The sequence below is a fragment of the Variovorax boronicumulans genome (assembly GCF_030812215.1).
GTDB classification, from domain to species: domain Bacteria; phylum Pseudomonadota; class Gammaproteobacteria; order Burkholderiales; family Burkholderiaceae_C; genus Variovorax; species Variovorax boronicumulans_C.
In genome coordinates this window covers 1,234,880-1,249,736 of the sequence record NZ_JAUSSG010000001.1, presented here as the reverse complement: position 1 = coordinate 1,249,736, position 14,857 = coordinate 1,234,880, and the positions used below count along the sequence as shown (strand labels likewise).

Here is a 14,857-nt window from a genome sequence, read left to right as displayed (position 1 = left end):
GGCATGACTTCCGCCACGCCGGCGTTCTGGAGCCCGCGCATCGGCGCACTCGAGCCTTATGTGCCGGGCGAGCAGCCGCGCATCGCCAACCTCGTCAAGCTCAACACCAACGAGAACCCGTATCCGCCATCGCCGCTTGCCGTCGATGCAATCCAGCAAGCTGCGGCGAACGGGTTGGAGCGCTACCCCGACCCCACCTCGCTCGCGCTGCGCGAAGCGGTGGCGCGGCGGCACGGCTTGACGGTCGACCAGGTGTTTGCCGGCAACGGCTCGGACGAGGTGCTCGCGCACGCCTTCTTCGCTTTCTTTCAGCAGGCCGAGCCCTTGCTGATGCCCGACGTGAGCTACAGCTTCTACAAGGTCTACGCACAGCTCTACGGGATTGCGTGCGAGCTGCAGCCGGTCGATGAGGGCCTGCGCATCGACATCGAAGCCATTGCGGCCCGTGCACGCAGCGGATGCGCAGGCATCGTGATCGCAAATCCGAACGCGCCCACGGGCATCGGGCTTCCGCTGTCGCAGATCGAACGGCTGCTCGCGGCGTGTCCCGACCGCGTGGTGCTCGTGGACGAAGCGTATGTCGATTTCGGCGGCGAGAGCGCGTTGTCGCTCATCGGCAAATATCCGAACCTGCTCGTGGTGCAGACTCTCTCCAAGTCGCGTTCTCTCGCCGGACTGCGCGTCGGTTTCGCGTGCGGTCAGCCACACCTGATCGACGGCCTGGTGCGTGTGAAGGACAGCTTCAACTCCTACCCGCTCGACCGGCTCGCCACAGCAGGCGCCGTGGCGGCGCTGGAGGACGAGGCGTGGTTCAACACCACGCGCGACAAGATCGTCGACACCCGCGAAGGGCTGCACCTGCAGCTCGAAGACCTGGGTTTCGAGGTGCTGCCTTCACAGACCAACTTCGTGTTCGCGCGCCATCCAGGGCGCGATGCGGCCGAGCTGGCAGCGTTGCTGCGCGAGCGCGCGGTGCTGGTGCGGCATTTCAGGCAGCCGCGCATCGCGCAGTACCTGCGCATCAGCATCGGCACGCGTGAGCAGTGCAGCGCGCTGGTGCAGGCACTGCAAGCCATCCTGGACGCTCAGTAGCGCGTCTGGCTCAACTCGGCGAAGAGCTCGCCGTAAATCCTGTAGCGCGATGCGCTGATCGGGCCCGCGTGCGTTGGGGTCTCGACGTTCGAGATCACACCGCAGCCAGGTTCGTGCAGGTGGGTGCAGTTGTAGAACTTGCAGTCCCCCGTGTGCTCGGCGATGTCGGACATCAACCCGGCGAGCTGCATCGGCTCGATGTGGTTGAGGCCGAATTCCTGGAACCCTGGCGAGTCGATCAGGCCGGTGGTGCGGGCTTCGTCGATCCAGTACCAGGTGGTGCTGGTGGTCGTGTGCTTGCCTGAATTCAGCGCCTGCGAGATCTCTTGAGTCAGCACGGTCGCGCCCGGCACCAGCAGGTTGGTCAGCGTGCTCTTGCCCGAGCCGGAAGGGCCGAGCACGAGGGTGGACTTGCCGGACAGCAGCTTCATCAACGATGCATAGTCCGCCTCGCCCGAGGCCTTGAGCGATAACGGCAGCACGCCGTGGTGCATGCGGCGATAAGGCGCAAGCTTGGCCCAGGCGCGCTCGAAGGGCTCGACCAGGTCGCTTTTGTTGAGCGCGATGATCGGCGTGATGCGCTCGGCCTCCGCTGCGATCAGCGCACGCGCCAGTTGATGCTCGGAAAACTCCGGTTCGGCCGCGATCAGGATCAGCACGTGGTCGAGATTGGCCGCAAACGACTTGGTGCGGATTTCGTCCTGCCGGTAGAAGAGGTTGCGCCGCGGCAGCACCTCTTCGATGGTGCCTTCGTCCTCGGTGGCCTGCCAGCGCACACGGTCGCCGACCACGGCCTGGCTTTTCTTGCCGCGCGGGTGGCAGATCAGCCGCTCGCCTGTGGGCGTTTCGACGAGGCAGTGACGCCCGTGGCTGGCAACGACAAGGCCGTCGTGATGCGCCTTCCCTGAGTTGTGCGCAGCGGGGGTGAAGGCGGCGCGGCCTGGCTTAGCCACAGGCGTGGTTCCTCACGCGGCGGGACTCGCAACCAGCGCGTCGGCCTGCCGCGCGCACTCGAAATCGGTGACCGACAGGCCCTTCACGTCGTGCGTGTTGAAGCGCACCACGCAGCGGTTGTAGTGCACCGACAGGTCGGGATGGTGGTCCTGTGTGTGCGCCACGAGCGCCAGCGCGTTCACGAAGGCGATGGTCTCGAAGTAGTTGGCGAAGGTGAAGGTCTTTTCGATGGCGACATCGGCGCCGTCGCCGGTGAGCTTCCAGCCGTCGAGCTTGGCGAGGCCGGCCACGATCTCGGTGGCGGTCAGTGCCTTGCGGGGAGGAAGGTTCTTCCAGTCCTTGGGTTGGAACATGCTGCTCATGAGGGGCTTCGCAGAAAAAATGGATCGATGGTCACTCAGGCCGCGGTCATGCGCGCAAGGCGTTCGGACGCGGGTGGATGGGAGTAATAGAACTTGACGAACACCGGATCGGGCGTGAGCGTCGATGCATTGTCCTGGTAGAGCTTGAGCAGGGCGGCGGAGAGGTCGGCGCCGCTGGTCTGCGCGACGGCGTAGGCATCGGCCTCGAACTCGTGCTTGCGCGAGAGGCGCGCCGGCAACGGCGCCACGAAGAAGCCGAACACCGGGACCGCGAGCATGAACAGCAGCAGGGCCAGAGCGCTGTTGGGCGCGGTCGGCAACATATTCGGCTGCACGCCCAGCCCGGTATAGAACCAGACCTGGGTCGAGACCCAGCCCAGCAGGGCGAAGCCAGCGAGGCTGAGCGCGAACATCGCGATGAGTCGCTTCACGATGTGACGGTGCTTGAAGTGGCCGAGTTCGTGCGCGAGCACGGCCTCCACTTCGCCGGCATTCAACTGGCGCAGCAGCGTGTCGTAGAACACCACGCGCTTGCTTGCGCCGAAGCCGGTGAAGTACGCATTCGCATGGGCGCTGCGGGTGCTGCCATCCATCACGAACAGGCCCTTGGCTGCGAAGCCGCAGCGCTTCATCAGCGCCGTGACGCGCGCCTTCAGCGTGGGGTCGTCCAGCGGCTTGAACTTGTTGAACAGCGGGGCGATGAAGGTCGGGTAGATCAGCATCAGGAGCAGGTTGAACCCCATCCACGCGGCCCAGGCCCAGAGCCACCAGAGCGTGCCGGCCGCGCCCATGAGCCAGAGGATCAACGCCGCGATCGGCAGGCCGATCAGCGCGCCGAGCAGTGTCGACTTGACGGTGTCAGCCAGCCAGAGCTTGAAGGTCATCTTGTTGAAGCCAAAGCGCTCTTCGAGCCTGAAGGTCTGCCAGAGCGTGAACGGCAATTCGAGCAGGCCGCCGATGGCCGCGAAGGCGGCCAGCAGTATTAATTGCTGCACCATGCCGCCGCCGAGTCCCACCAGCAGCAGCTTGTTCAGCAAGTCGAGCCCGCCGAGCAATGTCCAGCCGAGCAGCAGTGCCGCGCTCCAGGCCATCTCGACCAGGCCGAAGCGAGCCTTGGCGATCGTGTAGTCGGCTGCCTTCTGGTGGGCTGCAAGCGTGATGGTCTGCGCGAAAGCTTCCGGCACGGCGCTGCGGTGCTGTGCGACATGGCGCACTTGCCTGGAAGCGAGCCAGAACTTCACGACGAGGCCTGCAACAAGCGCGGCCGCGAAGGCGATGGTGAAGATGAGCGAATAGGACATGGAGCGGCGAGTTTAGTCCCCGGTAAATCGGGGCGCAGGCCTTGGGCGACAATCCTCCGATGCCCGAATCCCTTGACCAGACGCCCCCCGCAGCCCTGCCCACCCTGAAGAAAAGCGACCAGAACCTGGTCTGGCTGGACTGCGAGATGAGCGGCCTCGACCCAGAGAAAGAGCGTTTGCTCGAGATCGCCGTGGTCGTCACCGGCCCCGACCTCACGCCTCGCATCGACGGCCCCGTGCTCGTCATTCACCAGAGCGACGCCGTGCTCGACGCCATGGACGCCTGGAACAAGGGCACCCACGGTCGCAGCGGCCTGATCGACAAGGTCAAGGCTTCCACGCTGGACGAGGCTGCGGCCGAACAGCAACTGCTGGAATTCATTGCCAAATACATTCCCCGCAGCGGCTCGCCGATGTGCGGCAACACCATTGGGCAAGACCGGCGATTCCTGGTCAAGTTCATGCCCAAGCTGGAGGCGTACTTTCACTATCGCAACCTCGACGTCAGCACCCTCAAGGAACTGGCCAAGCGCTGGAAGCCCTCGGCCTACAGCGCCTTCAAGAAACAGCAGGCCCACACCGCACTGGCCGATGTGCACGAGTCCATCGAGGAGCTCGCCCATTACCGGGAAACCTTCCTTCGCCTGACCGATTGACAGTGGATTAGGTAAAAACCCGAAGCCGTGCCATAATCGCAGGCTTCGCTGATTTGCATTTGTCACAGGACACAGATCAGCGTCTCTTGCATCTCCCTATCTTGCACACCGCGCCCGATCGTATTCGCTGATCAAAAGGGCCGCAGCCTCAGGCGTTAGCCGGAAGCTGAATGTCGTTGGATGGTTGATGTTTTTAACCACCAACGGGGCGCCGCCTACGGCAGCGCTCGCGTTTGAGATTGATATCTACATGACCGACGCTTTTGAAGCGCAGGGCGAGTTCGCGCCTGTGCAATCCGCTACCAACAACGAATTCACCGCCGCTATGGACACCGTGTCCGAAGCGCCGATCCTCGAGGCGCTCGATGCAGCCGCCCCCGAGGCCGCTGCGGTCGAACAGGAACCTAGCCTGCCCAACGGCTTCATCCGCCTGGGCCTCGCCCCCGAGCTGATCGCCGCCGTGGCCGACCTGGGCTTCACCCAGCCGACCACCGTGCAAGACAAGGTGATCCCGCTCGCCATGGGCGGCGAAGCCGGCCAGGACGGCAAGGCCCGTTTTGTCGACCTGATGGTCTCGAGCCAGACCGGTTCGGGCAAGACGGCAGCCTTCCTGCTGCCCGTGCTGCACACCCTCCTGAAGCGTCAGGCCGAAGCCGAGGCGGAAGCCAAGGCTGAATTCCAGCGCCTGGCCGCCGAAGCCGCTGCACGCGGTGAAGCCGCCCCGAAGAAGCCCAAGCGCAAGGACCCGACCAATGCCCGCCATTTCAAGGCCGCCACCCCCGGCGCCCTGATCCTGTGCCCGACGCGTGAACTGGCTCAGCAAGTCGCGCACGACGCCATCGAACTGGTCCGCCATTGCCGCGGCCTTCGCATCGCCAACGTGGTGGGCGGCATGCCTTACCAGCTGCAGATCGCCAAGCTGCAGAACGCCGACCTCGTGGTTGCCACGCCCGGCCGTCTGCTCGACCTGCAGCGCTCGCAGCAACTCAAGCTCGACCAGGTCAAGTTCCTGGTGGTCGACGAAGCCGACCGCATGCTCGACCTCGGGTTCTCCGACGACTTGGCCGAAGTCAACCAGCTCACCATCGAGCGCCAGCAAACGATGATGTTCAGCGCCACCTTCGCGCCGCGCATCCAACAACTGGCCCAGCGCGTGATGCGCGAGCCGCAGCGCGTGACCATCGACAGCCCGCAGGAAAAGCACGCCAACATCAAGCAATCGCTGTACTGGGCCGACAACAGCCAGCACAAGCGCAAGCTGCTGGACCACTGGCTGCGCGACACCAGCATCAACCAGGCAATCGTCTTCGCCAGCACGCAAGTCGAGTGCGACGGCCTTGCCAATGACCTGCAACAAGAAGGCTTCAGCGCCGTAGCGCTGCACGGCGCCCTGAGTCAGGGCCTGCGCAACCGTCGCCTGATGGCGCTGCGCCAGGGCCAGGTGCAGATCCTGGTGGCCACCGACGTTGCCGCCCGCGGCATCGATGTGCCGACCATCACTCACGTCTTCAACTTCGGCCTGCCGATGAAGGCCGAGGACTACACCCACCGCATTGGCCGCACCGGCCGTGCCGGCCGCGATGGCCTCGCCATCACGTTTGCCGAGTTCCGCGATCGCCGCAAGATCATGGACATCGAGCAATACAGCCGCCAGCAGTTCAAGGCTGAAGTGGTTGCCGGCCTCGAGCCGCAGCAGCGCATGCCGCAATCGCGTCCCCCGATGGGCGAGTACCGCGGCGGCCGCGGCGACAACCAGTCGCGCGACCGCAAGTTCGGCAATGGCAATGGCGGTGGCGGCTATCGCGGCAACAACGGTGGCGGCTATGCTGGCGCCAGCGGCTTCAATGACCGCAACGCACGCGGTCCGGCTCCGAGCCAAGGTCACCAAGGCCCGCGCGGTTTTCAGGGCGGTAACAACGCCGGCTTCGGTGGCGGCCGTGATGATGGCGGCAACGCAGGCTACGGCCGCAAGCCGGGTTGGGGCGACAGCGCCCCGCGCGGCGGCCACGGCCAGGGTCACCACGGTGGTGGACGCGGCGACGGCGGCTTCGCGCCCCGTGAAGGCTTTGCACCCCGCGAAGGTTTTGCACCACGCGGCAATGGCGCGGGCCATGGCGGCCCGGGCAAGGTGTTTGTGCCCCGCGACGCCCAAAAGCGTGCGTTCAAGCCCTCACGCTGATCCATTCCAGGGCGGCCCAGCGGCCGTCTCTCCCCAAAAGAAAGCCCGCGCTTCGCAAGAAGCGCGGGCTTTTTCATTGCGGGTTTCCGAGAGGTCTATTGCATCTAAGTTTGATTGACATCTGAATCGATGAAAAGTAATGTAATGACGCATTTCTTCCCGGTCCGCACCGCGGCCGCCGGTTCATCGACATTTGCTTTTCAAATCCCGAACATGAAAATTGCGATTCTTGGCGGTGGTCACGGTGCCTACGCAGCTGCCGCGGACCTGTCTGAGGCCGGTCATGAGGTGCGCCTGTGGCGTCGCGATGCCGCCGCACTCGCGCCGGTTGTGCAAGCCGGTGCGATCACGTTGAAGGATGTCGACGGCGCGCGCGAGGTGCCGCTTGCGCTCGCGACCGCCGACATCGCCGTGGCGCTCAAGGGCGTCGAGTTGATCGTTATTCCCACCCCAGCCATCGCCCAGCACGACATCGCGCTCGCCATGGCCCCGCATCTGGTCGACGGCCAAGTCGTCTTCCTGCCGCCCGGCACTTTCGGCAGCTACGTGATGGCACGGACGGTGCAAGAAGTCGGTAACCGCGCCGACGTGGCCTGGGCCGAGACGGGCACCTTGCCGTACCTCGCACGCAAGCACGGGGAGCGCGAAGTGAACGTCACGATCCGTGCAATTCGCCTGCCGACCGGCGTGTACCCGGCGCGCAACGAGGCCGAGGCGATCACCGTGATCCGCAAGGCCTACCCGGCCGTGCATGGCTGCGGCGATGCGCTCTCGGGTGCGCTCATGAACGCCGGTCCGATCATCCACCCGCCGCTCATGGTGATGAACGCCGCGCCGCTGCAGCACTTCGAGCGCTGGGACATCCACAACGAAGGCACCCAGCACGCGGTGCGCGACGTGACTGACCGGCTCGACCGCGAGCGCATGGCCGTGCGCGAGGCCTTCGGCCAAGGCGCGCCGCACTACCCACTGGCCGACCACTACAACAACGACCAGTGGATGTACGGCGACGCGCACAAGCAGCTCGTCAAGTCTGGCGACTGGCGCGAGAACATCGACCTGCATACGCACCGCTACATCACCGAAGACACCGAACTCGGCCTCGCTTTCCTCGCCTCGGCTGCGCGCCATGCAGGCGTGGATGCGCCCATCGCGCACGGCTTGCTGGCTATCGTTGGCGGCTTTCTCGGCCGCGACCTGCGCCACGGCCCACGCACTTTCGAAAGCCTGGGCCTTGCGGACCTGAGCGCGGCGCAGCTCAAACAGAGGCTGCACGATGGCGAATGAGTCCGCGCGACCCCGCTTCGCAGCCGTGGGCGCCGGTCGCATGGGGCGCGGTATTGCGATCGCGTTCGCGTATGCCGGCCACCGTATCTCGCTGATCGACCTGCGCCCGCGCAGCGACGAGGCTTGGCAGCGCCTCCGCGAAGAAGCGAAGACGGAGATCGAGGCCAGCCTTGCAGGCCTCGCGCAACTCGGCGTGATCGATGTGGCGCAGATCCAGCCCATCGCCGCGCGCGTGGACTTCGTGAGCGCGGCTGGCGCTCCACAGGCATTGGCCGCCGCCGAGCTGGTGTTCGAAGGCGTGCCCGAAACCCTGGAAGCGAAGCGCGAAGCCTTCGAGCACCTCAACCGCCATTGCCGCGACGACGCGATCCTCACCTCGACCACCAGCAGCATCCTCGTGACGCAGCTCGCGGCGTTGGTGCGTTTGCCGGGACGTTTTCTCAACATGCATTGGCTCAACCCGGCCTATGTGATCCCCGTGGTGGAACTGAGCTGCCACCCGGCCACCGACACCGCCGTGCTTGCTCGCACCAAGGCGCTGATGGAAGAGATCGGCAAGCTGCCCGTGGTCTGCGGTGCTTCGCCCGGCTATATCGTGCCGCGCCTGCAGGCGCTGGTGATGAACGAGGCGGCCCGCATGATCGAGGAGGGCGCCGCCACCGCCGAGGAAATCGACAAGGCCACGCGCTACGGCCTCGGCCTGCGCTTCGCCGCGCTCGGCGTGGTCGAGTTCATCGACTTCGGCGGCTGCGACATCCTGTATCACGCAAGCCGCGAGATGTCCTCCTCGATCGACAAGGGCCGCTACACCGCACCGGCCATCGTCGATCGCATGGTTGAGGAAGGGCGGCTTGGACTCAAGAGCGGCAGCGGCTTCTACGACTACGAGGGCCGTGACGTCGCTGCCTATCGGCGCGACGTGCTCTCCCGCACGCTGGGCGAGCTGAAGCACGCGGGCCTCTGGCGCGCACCTGTCGACGGGACGCTCTCATGACGATCCGCCGCGCCTTTGCCGACCTGTCGGTGGGGCAGGTGCACTACGCAGCGTGTGGCGATGCGAATGCGCCTCCCGTGCTGCTGCTGCACCAGTCGCCGCGCAGTTGGGCCGAGTACCGCGAGGTGCTTCCGCTGATCGGTGCGCGGTACCGTGCCATCGCGATGGACACCGCGGGCTTTGGCGATTCCTCGGATGGCGGCGTGCCAGCGAGCATCGAGCAATGGGCGCGCGTGGCGTGCGAGCTGCTCGATGCGCTGGGCATCCGGCAGGCCAATGTCGTGGGGCATCACACGGGCGGTGTGGTCGCAGTCGAACTGGCGGCTGCATTTCCGGATCGAGTGCACGGCCTGGTGCTGTCATCCACGCCATACACCGACGAGTCCTTTCGCATCGCACGGGAGCAGCGACCGCCCATCGACGAGGTTGCGCCGAGCGAAGACGGAAGCCATCTCGCCGCGTTGTGGCAAAAGCGCCAGGGCTTCTATCCGGCGGGGCGCCCCGACTTGCTCGAAGCCCTCGTGCGCGATGCGCTGAAGGTCGGCCATCGCGTGGAAGAGGGCCATCGCGCCGTCGCGTCATATCGCATGGAAGACCGCATCGGCCGCGTGACGCAACCCGTGCTCATCATCCGCGCCACCGACGATCCGTTCGCCGCACCGCATGCCATCGAACTGCAACACCATCTGCCGCAAGCGCGCATCGTTGACATCGAAGGCGGCATGGTGCCCTTGCCAGACCAGATGCCGGAAGCCTTCGCGCAGACCGTACTCGACTTTCTTTCGACGCTGCCATGAAAGCCATCCGCATCCACGGCTTCGATGCAGTGCCCGTATTGGAAGAGGTGGCGGACCCCGTTGCTCGCCCCGGCCGCACCATCGTTCGCATGCAGGCTGCCACGGTCGGCCATATCGATCGCACCGTGTGGCGAGGCAGTTTCCTGCGGCATCTACCGTTGCCCTATACGCCCGGTGTCGAGGCTGCGGGCATCGTCGTCGCAAGCGAACGCTACGAGGTCGGGCAACGCGTGTGGCTGCGCGGCAGCGGCCTGGGCACACTGTTCGACGGCACTTGGTGCGAGCTGATCGATGCGCCTGACGAAGCACTCGGGCTCTTGCCCGACGCGTTGCCGATGACACTCGGCGCCGCGTTCTTCTCGCCCACCACATCGGCATGGGTGGCGCTGCACGAAGTCGCGAAGCTGCAGGCCGGGGAGCAAGTCCTGGTGACGGGTGCGAGCGGTGCGGTGGGCTCTCTTGCAATACAGCTTGCGCGCGATGCAGGGTGCGCGGTGGCGCAGGTCAATCCGAGCATCGCGCCCGCTGTTTCCAGCGCCGACCTGCTCATCGACACGGTTGGCGGCAACGTCCTCGCAGCGTCTCTGCCTGCCGTGCGGCCCGGCGGTCGCGCCGTGCTGATCGGCTATACCGCAGGCTCCACGCTGCAACTGGACATCGCGCACTTCCTGCAGCGTGACGTTGCGCTGTTGCCGCTCAACATGTTCAGGCAGGAGGCCGCTGGCCGTGCCGCCGCGCCTGAACTGCTCGCCCGATTGGCGGATGGCCGATTGCACCTCGAGGTGCAAAGCTTCGCACTGGCCGACGCCGCCATTGCGCTCGATTGGATCTCGCAGCGCGGCCATCGTGGCCGCGCGGTGCTCATACCGTAGTCCGCTTCAGTCTTCTTCCGGCTCCGATTCCTCGAGCGGCACATGCACGTGCAGTTCGATCATCCGCCGCAGTGTCTGCTTGAGCTCCTCGGCCCGCCGGAGGCCGAAGGGTTCGAGCACGCGCCGCTCGTGCTCGCGTGCGAGTTCCATCAGGTGCTCGACGGCCTTCAGCCCCTTGCGCGTGATGCGCACCAGCGTGATGCGGCGATCACTTTCGTGGGGCAGGCGCTCGACCTGTCCGCGCGATTCCATGCGGTCGAGCAGGCGCGTGACCGTCGGCTGCTTGGTCACGGTCACCTGCGCGAGCTGGCCGATGCTGATCGGCTCGCTGCCCGCGAGCGAGGCCATCACACGCCACTCCGATACCGAGAACCCTTGCTGGCGCGCCACCTCGTGGAACTCCGAGGAGATCAGCTGGCTCGCCTGCGCGAGCAGCGCCGGCAGGTAGTCGTCGACGAAGCGATGCGATTCGGTCGGTTGGTCTTGTTCAGCCATGAAGGCACCTCTCAGCCAGGCACGTCAAACCAGCCGTGGGCACGCAGCTTGCATGTCTAGGGTAATTCATGATTGTGGATACATTCATTTGTCAACATTATAGAAAGCGTGATGTGGCACCTGAAGCGCATCCTCCCACGAGAAAGAAGAAGGACCGACATGGCTGAGCGTTCGTTCGTCGAAGAAGTCAAGAAGCTGCGGCTTTCCGGCGGAGATGTATTTCGTGGCGAAGGCATTCTGGCGGTCACCAAGGCCTTGCTCGAATCCGGGGTTTCCTATGTGGCCGGGTACCAGGGGGCCCCCATCTCGCACCTGATGGATGTGCTGGCCGACGCGCAGGACATCCTCGCCGAGCAGGGCATTCGCTTCGAGAACAGCGCGAGCGAAGCCACCGCCGCCGCCACGCTTGCGGCTTCGGTCAACTACCCGCTGCGCGGCGCCGTCACCTTCAAGGCCACCGTGGGCACCAACGTCGCATCGGACGCGCTGGCCAATCTCGCATCGGGCGGCGTGACTGGCGGTGCGCTCATCATCGTGGGCGAGGACTACGGCGAAGGCTCGTCGATCATGCAGGAGCGCAGCCATGCGTTCGCGATGAAGTCGCAGATCTGGCTGCTCGATCCACGCCCCAACCTGCCAAGCATCGTGGATGCGGTGAAGACGGGTTTCGATCTCTCCGAGGCCAGCAATACGCCCGTGATGCTGCAACTGCGCATCCGCGCCTGCCACGTGCACGGCCACTTCATCGCCGGCGACAACAAGCGCGCCAAGTTCACGCTGCAAGAGGCGCTCGAGAACCCGCAGCGCGACGTCAGCCGCATCGTGCTGCCGCCCGCGAGCTTCGTGCACGAACAGGAAAAGGTGAAGGACCGCTGGCCCGCCGCCGTGCGCTTCATCGAAGAGCGCCAGCTCAACGAGTTCTTCTCCGAGGACGCCGACGACATCGGCATCATCGTGCAGGGCGGCAGCTACAACACGCTGCTGCGCGCACTGGAGCGGCTCGATCTCGCCGACGTGTACGGCAACACCAAGGTGCCGCTTTACGTGATGAACGTGGCCTATCCGGTCATCGAGAGCGAAGTCATCCGCTTCTGCGAAGGCAAGCGCGCGGTGCTGATCGTCGAAGAAGGCCAGCCCAACTTCGTCGAGCAGAATCTCGCAACCATCCTGCGCCAGGCGGGCTCCACCACCGCGCTGCACGGCAAGGACATGCTGCCAGTCGCCGGCGAGTACACGTCATCTGAATTGCTGAAGGGCGCGCGCACTTTCTGCGAGCGCTACGAACGCCTCGCGCCGCTGCCGGTGCCCGCGCCGGTGCGCAAGGTGATCCCGCTGAAGGAAGTGGCCGTCATTGGCATCGATGCCGCGCCTGAGCCGGCCATGCCATCCACAGCCCTCGGCGATGTCGTGCACGCCCGCCCGCCGGGCTTCTGCACCGGCTGCCCGGAACGGCCGATCTTCAGCGCGATGAAACTGGTCGAACGAGAACTCGGCGCACACCATGTCAGCGCCGACATCGGCTGCCACCTGTTCTCGATCCTTCCGCCCTTCAACATCGGCAACACCACCATGGGCTACGGCCTCGGTGGCGCGGGCGCCTCGGCGCTCAATGCACCGGCGGGCAAGCGCGCCATCTCGATGATGGGCGACGGCGGCTTCTGGCACAACGGCCTCACCAGCGGCGTGGCGAATTCGGTCTTCAACAAGAGCGACAACCTCACCATCGTCGTCGATAACAACTACACCTCGGCCACCGGCGGGCAGGACATCCTCTCGTCGAACGCCGTCAACAAGACGCGCAGCACCGGCCACGAGATCGAACGCGCCGTGCGCGGCGTGGGCGTCGAGTGGGTGAAGACGCTGCGCCGCACCTACGACGTCGCCGGCATGCGGGATGCGTTGAAAGAGGCGCTCACCACCACGAAGAAGGGCCCCAAGGTCCTGATCGCGCAGTCGGAGTGCATGCTCAACAAGCAGCGCCGCGAGAAGCCGCTGGTGCGCAAGGCCATCGCCGATGGCAAGCGCATGGTGCGCGAGAAGTTCGGCGTCGATTCCGACACCTGCACCGGCGACCACTCGTGCATCCGCCTGTCGGGCTGCCCGTCGCTCTCCATCAAGCCCAACCCCGATCCGCTGCGCACCGACCCGGTCGCAACCGTGCTCGACAGCTGCGTGGGCTGCGGCGTGTGCGGCGAGGTCTCGCACGCCGCGGTGCTGTGCCCCTCGTTCTACAAGGCGCAGATCGTGAGCAACCCGACCGGCTGGGACAAGCTGCGCGAGCGCGTGCGCTCCGCCGTCATTGGCTGGCTGCAGCGCGGCGAAGCACGCCGCCGCGAAGCCTATGCCTTCTGAAGCGATGACGAACACCAGGGCGCAACCCATCAAGATCGCGATCCTCGCCATGGGCGGGGAGGGCGGCGGCGTGCTGGCCGACTGGATCATCGACATGGGCGAGGCGAACGGCTATGTGGCCCAGACTACCTCCGTGCCGGGCGTGGCCCAGCGCACGGGCGCGACCATCTACTACGTCGAGCTCTATCCGATCGCGCGAGCCGAAGCGGACGGCGGCCATCCCGTGCTGGCGTTGATGCCGCTGCCGGGGGACGTGGATGTGGTCCTTGCATCCGAACTCATGGAGGCTGGCCGCGCGGTGCAGCGCGGTCTCGTCACGAACGACCGCACCACGTTGATTGCCTCGACGCACCGCGTGTTCTCCATCGCCGAGAAGAGCGCGCTGGGCGATGGCCGCGTCGACAGTGCTCAACTGCTCGCGCACACGGCCAAGGCCGCCAAGCGCTTCATCCGCTTCGACATGGCACAAGCCGCCGAAGCATCGGGCAGCGTCATCAGTGCGGTGCTCTTCGGTGCGCTGGCGGGCTCGGGTGTGCTGCCGTTCAGCCGTGCGCAATTCGAGGCGACCATCGAGCGCGGCGGCGTGGGCGTGAAGCCCAGCCTGAAGGCCTTCGGCGGTGCGTTCGCCCGCGCGCAGGCCGGCGACGACGGCGAGGCACCGCCGGAACCCGCAGCGGCCGTGCCAACGCCGCAGCCCCGTCACACGGCCGTGCGTGCACTTGTCGAACGTGTGCAGCACGACTTTCCGGTTGCCGCGCACGACTTCCTGCTCGAAGGCGTACGCCGCCTCATCGACTACCAAGACGTGGCCTATGCCGGCCTGTACCTCGACCGCATGGCGGCCGTCGCCACGCTTCCGAGCAATGACGACCACCGCCTCCTGCGCGAAACCGCTCGCCACCTTGCGCTCTGGATGTCCTACGAAGACACCGCCCGCGTCGCCGCGCTCAAGACCCGCGCCACCCGCTTCGAACGCGTACGCGGCGAGGCCCGCGTGCAGCCCGGCCAGGTGCTCGCGATCAACGAATACATGCACCCGCGCCTGCAGGAAATCTGCGAAACGCTGCCGGGCGGCATCGGCCGCTGGCTCATGAATTCCAGGTGGCCCAAGAAGATCGTCGAGCGCTTCACCCAGCACGGCCGCGTGATCCAGACCAGCTCGCTGCGCGGCTACCTGATGCTGCGCACCGTGGCCGCCATGAAGCGCTGGCGCCTCTCCACGATGCGCTATGCCGAAGAAAACCGCCGCATCGAGGAGTGGCTGCAACGCATCGCCGCCACCGCGCAGCGCAATCCCGAGCTGGCCGTCGAACTCGCGCAGTGCCAGCGCCTGGTCAAGGGCTACAGCGACACGCACGAGCGCGGCATCCGCAACTACGACACCGTGATGCGCGCGGTCGAGCGCGCCGGCGCGCAGCTCGCACCCGCCACCTTGCGGGAGCTGCGCGATGCGGCGCTCGCCGACGAACACGGCCACAAGCTGCAAGCCGCGCTGGCGCAGCACGCACTGGCCTGA

At 65.9% G+C, this 14,857-nt stretch carries 13 protein-coding genes; 9 read left to right on the top strand and 4 right to left on the bottom strand.

Going from position 1 to position 14,857, the window contains the following annotated elements:
• Positions 1-3 precede the first annotated feature (3 nt).
• Positions 4-1,092 carry a histidinol-phosphate transaminase gene (hisC, locus tag J2W23_RS05900; RefSeq protein ID WP_307648000.1) on the top strand — a complete coding sequence of 363 codons (1,089 nt, stop codon included), beginning with the start codon at positions 4-6 and terminating at the stop codon, positions 1,090-1,092.
• Here hisC and rsgA read toward each other — a convergent pair.
• The 3 genes from rsgA to J2W23_RS05885 are packed head-to-tail and all read right to left on the bottom strand — an operon-like array spanning position 1,086 to position 3,709.
• The gene (gene rsgA, locus J2W23_RS05895) at positions 1,086-2,045 is read right to left on the bottom strand and encodes a ribosome small subunit-dependent GTPase A (protein WP_307647999.1); all 960 of its coding nucleotides are present in this window, start codon (positions 2,043-2,045) and stop codon (positions 1,086-1,088) included. The two genes, hisC and rsgA, sit on opposite strands and share 7 nt — an antisense overlap.
• A 12-nt stretch (positions 2,046-2,057) precedes the next feature.
• Positions 2,058-2,408, bottom strand: coding sequence for a 4a-hydroxytetrahydrobiopterin dehydratase (locus J2W23_RS05890; RefSeq protein ID WP_176658895.1), 351 nt, complete (start codon positions 2,406-2,408; stop codon positions 2,058-2,060).
• Between the two features lie 35 nt (positions 2,409-2,443).
• Complete coding sequence (locus J2W23_RS05885; RefSeq protein ID WP_307647998.1) at positions 2,444-3,709, bottom strand: M48 family metallopeptidase; 1,266 nt, start codon at positions 3,707-3,709, stop codon at positions 2,444-2,446.
• A 59-nt stretch (positions 3,710-3,768) separates the two neighbouring features.
• Here J2W23_RS05885 and orn point away from each other — a divergent pair, with 59 nt between their 5' ends.
• The 6 genes from orn (at position 3,769) to J2W23_RS05855 (ending at position 10,494) form a co-directional block, all read left to right on the top strand.
• Positions 3,769-4,365, top strand: a complete 597-nt coding sequence (orn, locus tag J2W23_RS05880) for an oligoribonuclease (protein WP_307647997.1) — start codon at positions 3,769-3,771, stop codon at positions 4,363-4,365.
• Between the two features lie 250 nt (positions 4,366-4,615).
• Positions 4,616-6,544: a DEAD/DEAH box helicase gene (locus J2W23_RS05875; RefSeq protein ID WP_307647996.1), complete on the top strand. Its 1,929-nt coding sequence runs from the start codon at positions 4,616-4,618 to the stop codon at positions 6,542-6,544.
• Positions 6,545-6,757: 213 nt separating this feature from the next.
• A complete protein-coding gene (locus J2W23_RS05870) occupies positions 6,758-7,831 on the top strand; it encodes an NAD/NADP-dependent octopine/nopaline dehydrogenase family protein (RefSeq protein ID WP_307647995.1) in 1,074 nt (357 codons plus the stop codon).
• Complete coding sequence (locus J2W23_RS05865; RefSeq protein ID WP_307647994.1) at positions 7,821-8,825, top strand: 3-hydroxybutyryl-CoA dehydrogenase; 1,005 nt, start codon at positions 7,821-7,823, stop codon at positions 8,823-8,825. Before J2W23_RS05870 ends, J2W23_RS05865 begins: the two co-directional genes overlap by 11 nt.
• Entirely contained in the window at positions 8,822-9,622 is an 801-nt protein-coding gene (locus J2W23_RS05860) for an alpha/beta fold hydrolase (RefSeq protein WP_307647993.1), read from the top strand. Before J2W23_RS05865 ends, J2W23_RS05860 begins: the two co-directional genes overlap by 4 nt.
• On the top strand, positions 9,619-10,494 hold the full coding sequence (locus tag J2W23_RS05855) for a quinone oxidoreductase family protein (protein ID WP_307647991.1): 876 nt from the start codon (positions 9,619-9,621) through the stop codon (positions 10,492-10,494). The genes J2W23_RS05860 and J2W23_RS05855 overlap by 4 nt, the downstream gene beginning before the upstream one ends.
• A 6-nt stretch (positions 10,495-10,500) precedes the next feature.
• Here the strand turns inward: J2W23_RS05855 and J2W23_RS05850 are convergent, their stop codons facing one another.
• A complete protein-coding gene (locus J2W23_RS05850) occupies positions 10,501-10,989 on the bottom strand; it encodes a MarR family winged helix-turn-helix transcriptional regulator (protein WP_176658887.1) in 489 nt (162 codons plus the stop codon).
• Positions 10,990-11,148: 159 nt separating this feature from the next.
• Here J2W23_RS05850 and J2W23_RS05845 point away from each other — a divergent pair, with 159 nt between their 5' ends.
• Together J2W23_RS05845 and J2W23_RS05840 are read left to right on the top strand one after the other, a co-directional pair.
• Entirely contained in the window at positions 11,149-13,341 is a 2,193-nt protein-coding gene (locus tag J2W23_RS05845) for an indolepyruvate ferredoxin oxidoreductase subunit alpha (protein ID WP_307647990.1), read from the top strand.
• 4 nt (positions 13,342-13,345) lie between these two features.
• Positions 13,346-14,857 (top strand): indolepyruvate oxidoreductase subunit beta family protein, encoded by a 1,512-nt coding sequence (locus tag J2W23_RS05840; protein WP_307647989.1) that lies wholly within the window; start codon positions 13,346-13,348, stop codon positions 14,855-14,857.

What these genes read in the sequence shown, in the direction of transcription:
- J2W23_RS05840 (WP_307647989.1), top strand. Translation starts at nt 13,346, where the DNA reads ATGACGAACACCAGGGCGCAACCCATCAAGATCGCGATCCTCGCCATG.
- J2W23_RS05845 (WP_307647990.1), top strand. Translation starts at nt 11,149, where the DNA reads ATGGCTGAGCGTTCGTTCGTCGAAGAAGTCAAGAAGCTGCGGCTTTCC.
- hisC (WP_307648000.1), top strand. Translation starts at nt 4, where the DNA reads ATGACTTCCGCCACGCCGGCGTTCTGGAGCCCGCGCATCGGCGCACTC.
- J2W23_RS05850 (WP_176658887.1), bottom strand. Translation starts at nt 10,989, where the DNA reads ATGGCTGAACAAGACCAACCGACCGAATCGCATCGCTTCGTCGACGAC.
- J2W23_RS05870 (WP_307647995.1), top strand. Translation starts at nt 6,758, where the DNA reads ATGAAAATTGCGATTCTTGGCGGTGGTCACGGTGCCTACGCAGCTGCC.
- J2W23_RS05865 (WP_307647994.1), top strand. Translation starts at nt 7,821, where the DNA reads ATGGCGAATGAGTCCGCGCGACCCCGCTTCGCAGCCGTGGGCGCCGGT.
- orn (WP_307647997.1), top strand. Translation starts at nt 3,769, where the DNA reads ATGCCCGAATCCCTTGACCAGACGCCCCCCGCAGCCCTGCCCACCCTG.
- J2W23_RS05860 (WP_307647993.1), top strand. Translation starts at nt 8,822, where the DNA reads ATGACGATCCGCCGCGCCTTTGCCGACCTGTCGGTGGGGCAGGTGCAC.
- J2W23_RS05875 (WP_307647996.1), top strand. Translation starts at nt 4,616, where the DNA reads ATGACCGACGCTTTTGAAGCGCAGGGCGAGTTCGCGCCTGTGCAATCC.
- J2W23_RS05855 (WP_307647991.1), top strand. Translation starts at nt 9,619, where the DNA reads ATGAAAGCCATCCGCATCCACGGCTTCGATGCAGTGCCCGTATTGGAA.
- J2W23_RS05890 (WP_176658895.1), bottom strand. Translation starts at nt 2,408, where the DNA reads ATGAGCAGCATGTTCCAACCCAAGGACTGGAAGAACCTTCCTCCCCGC.
- J2W23_RS05885 (WP_307647998.1), bottom strand. Translation starts at nt 3,709, where the DNA reads ATGTCCTATTCGCTCATCTTCACCATCGCCTTCGCGGCCGCGCTTGTT.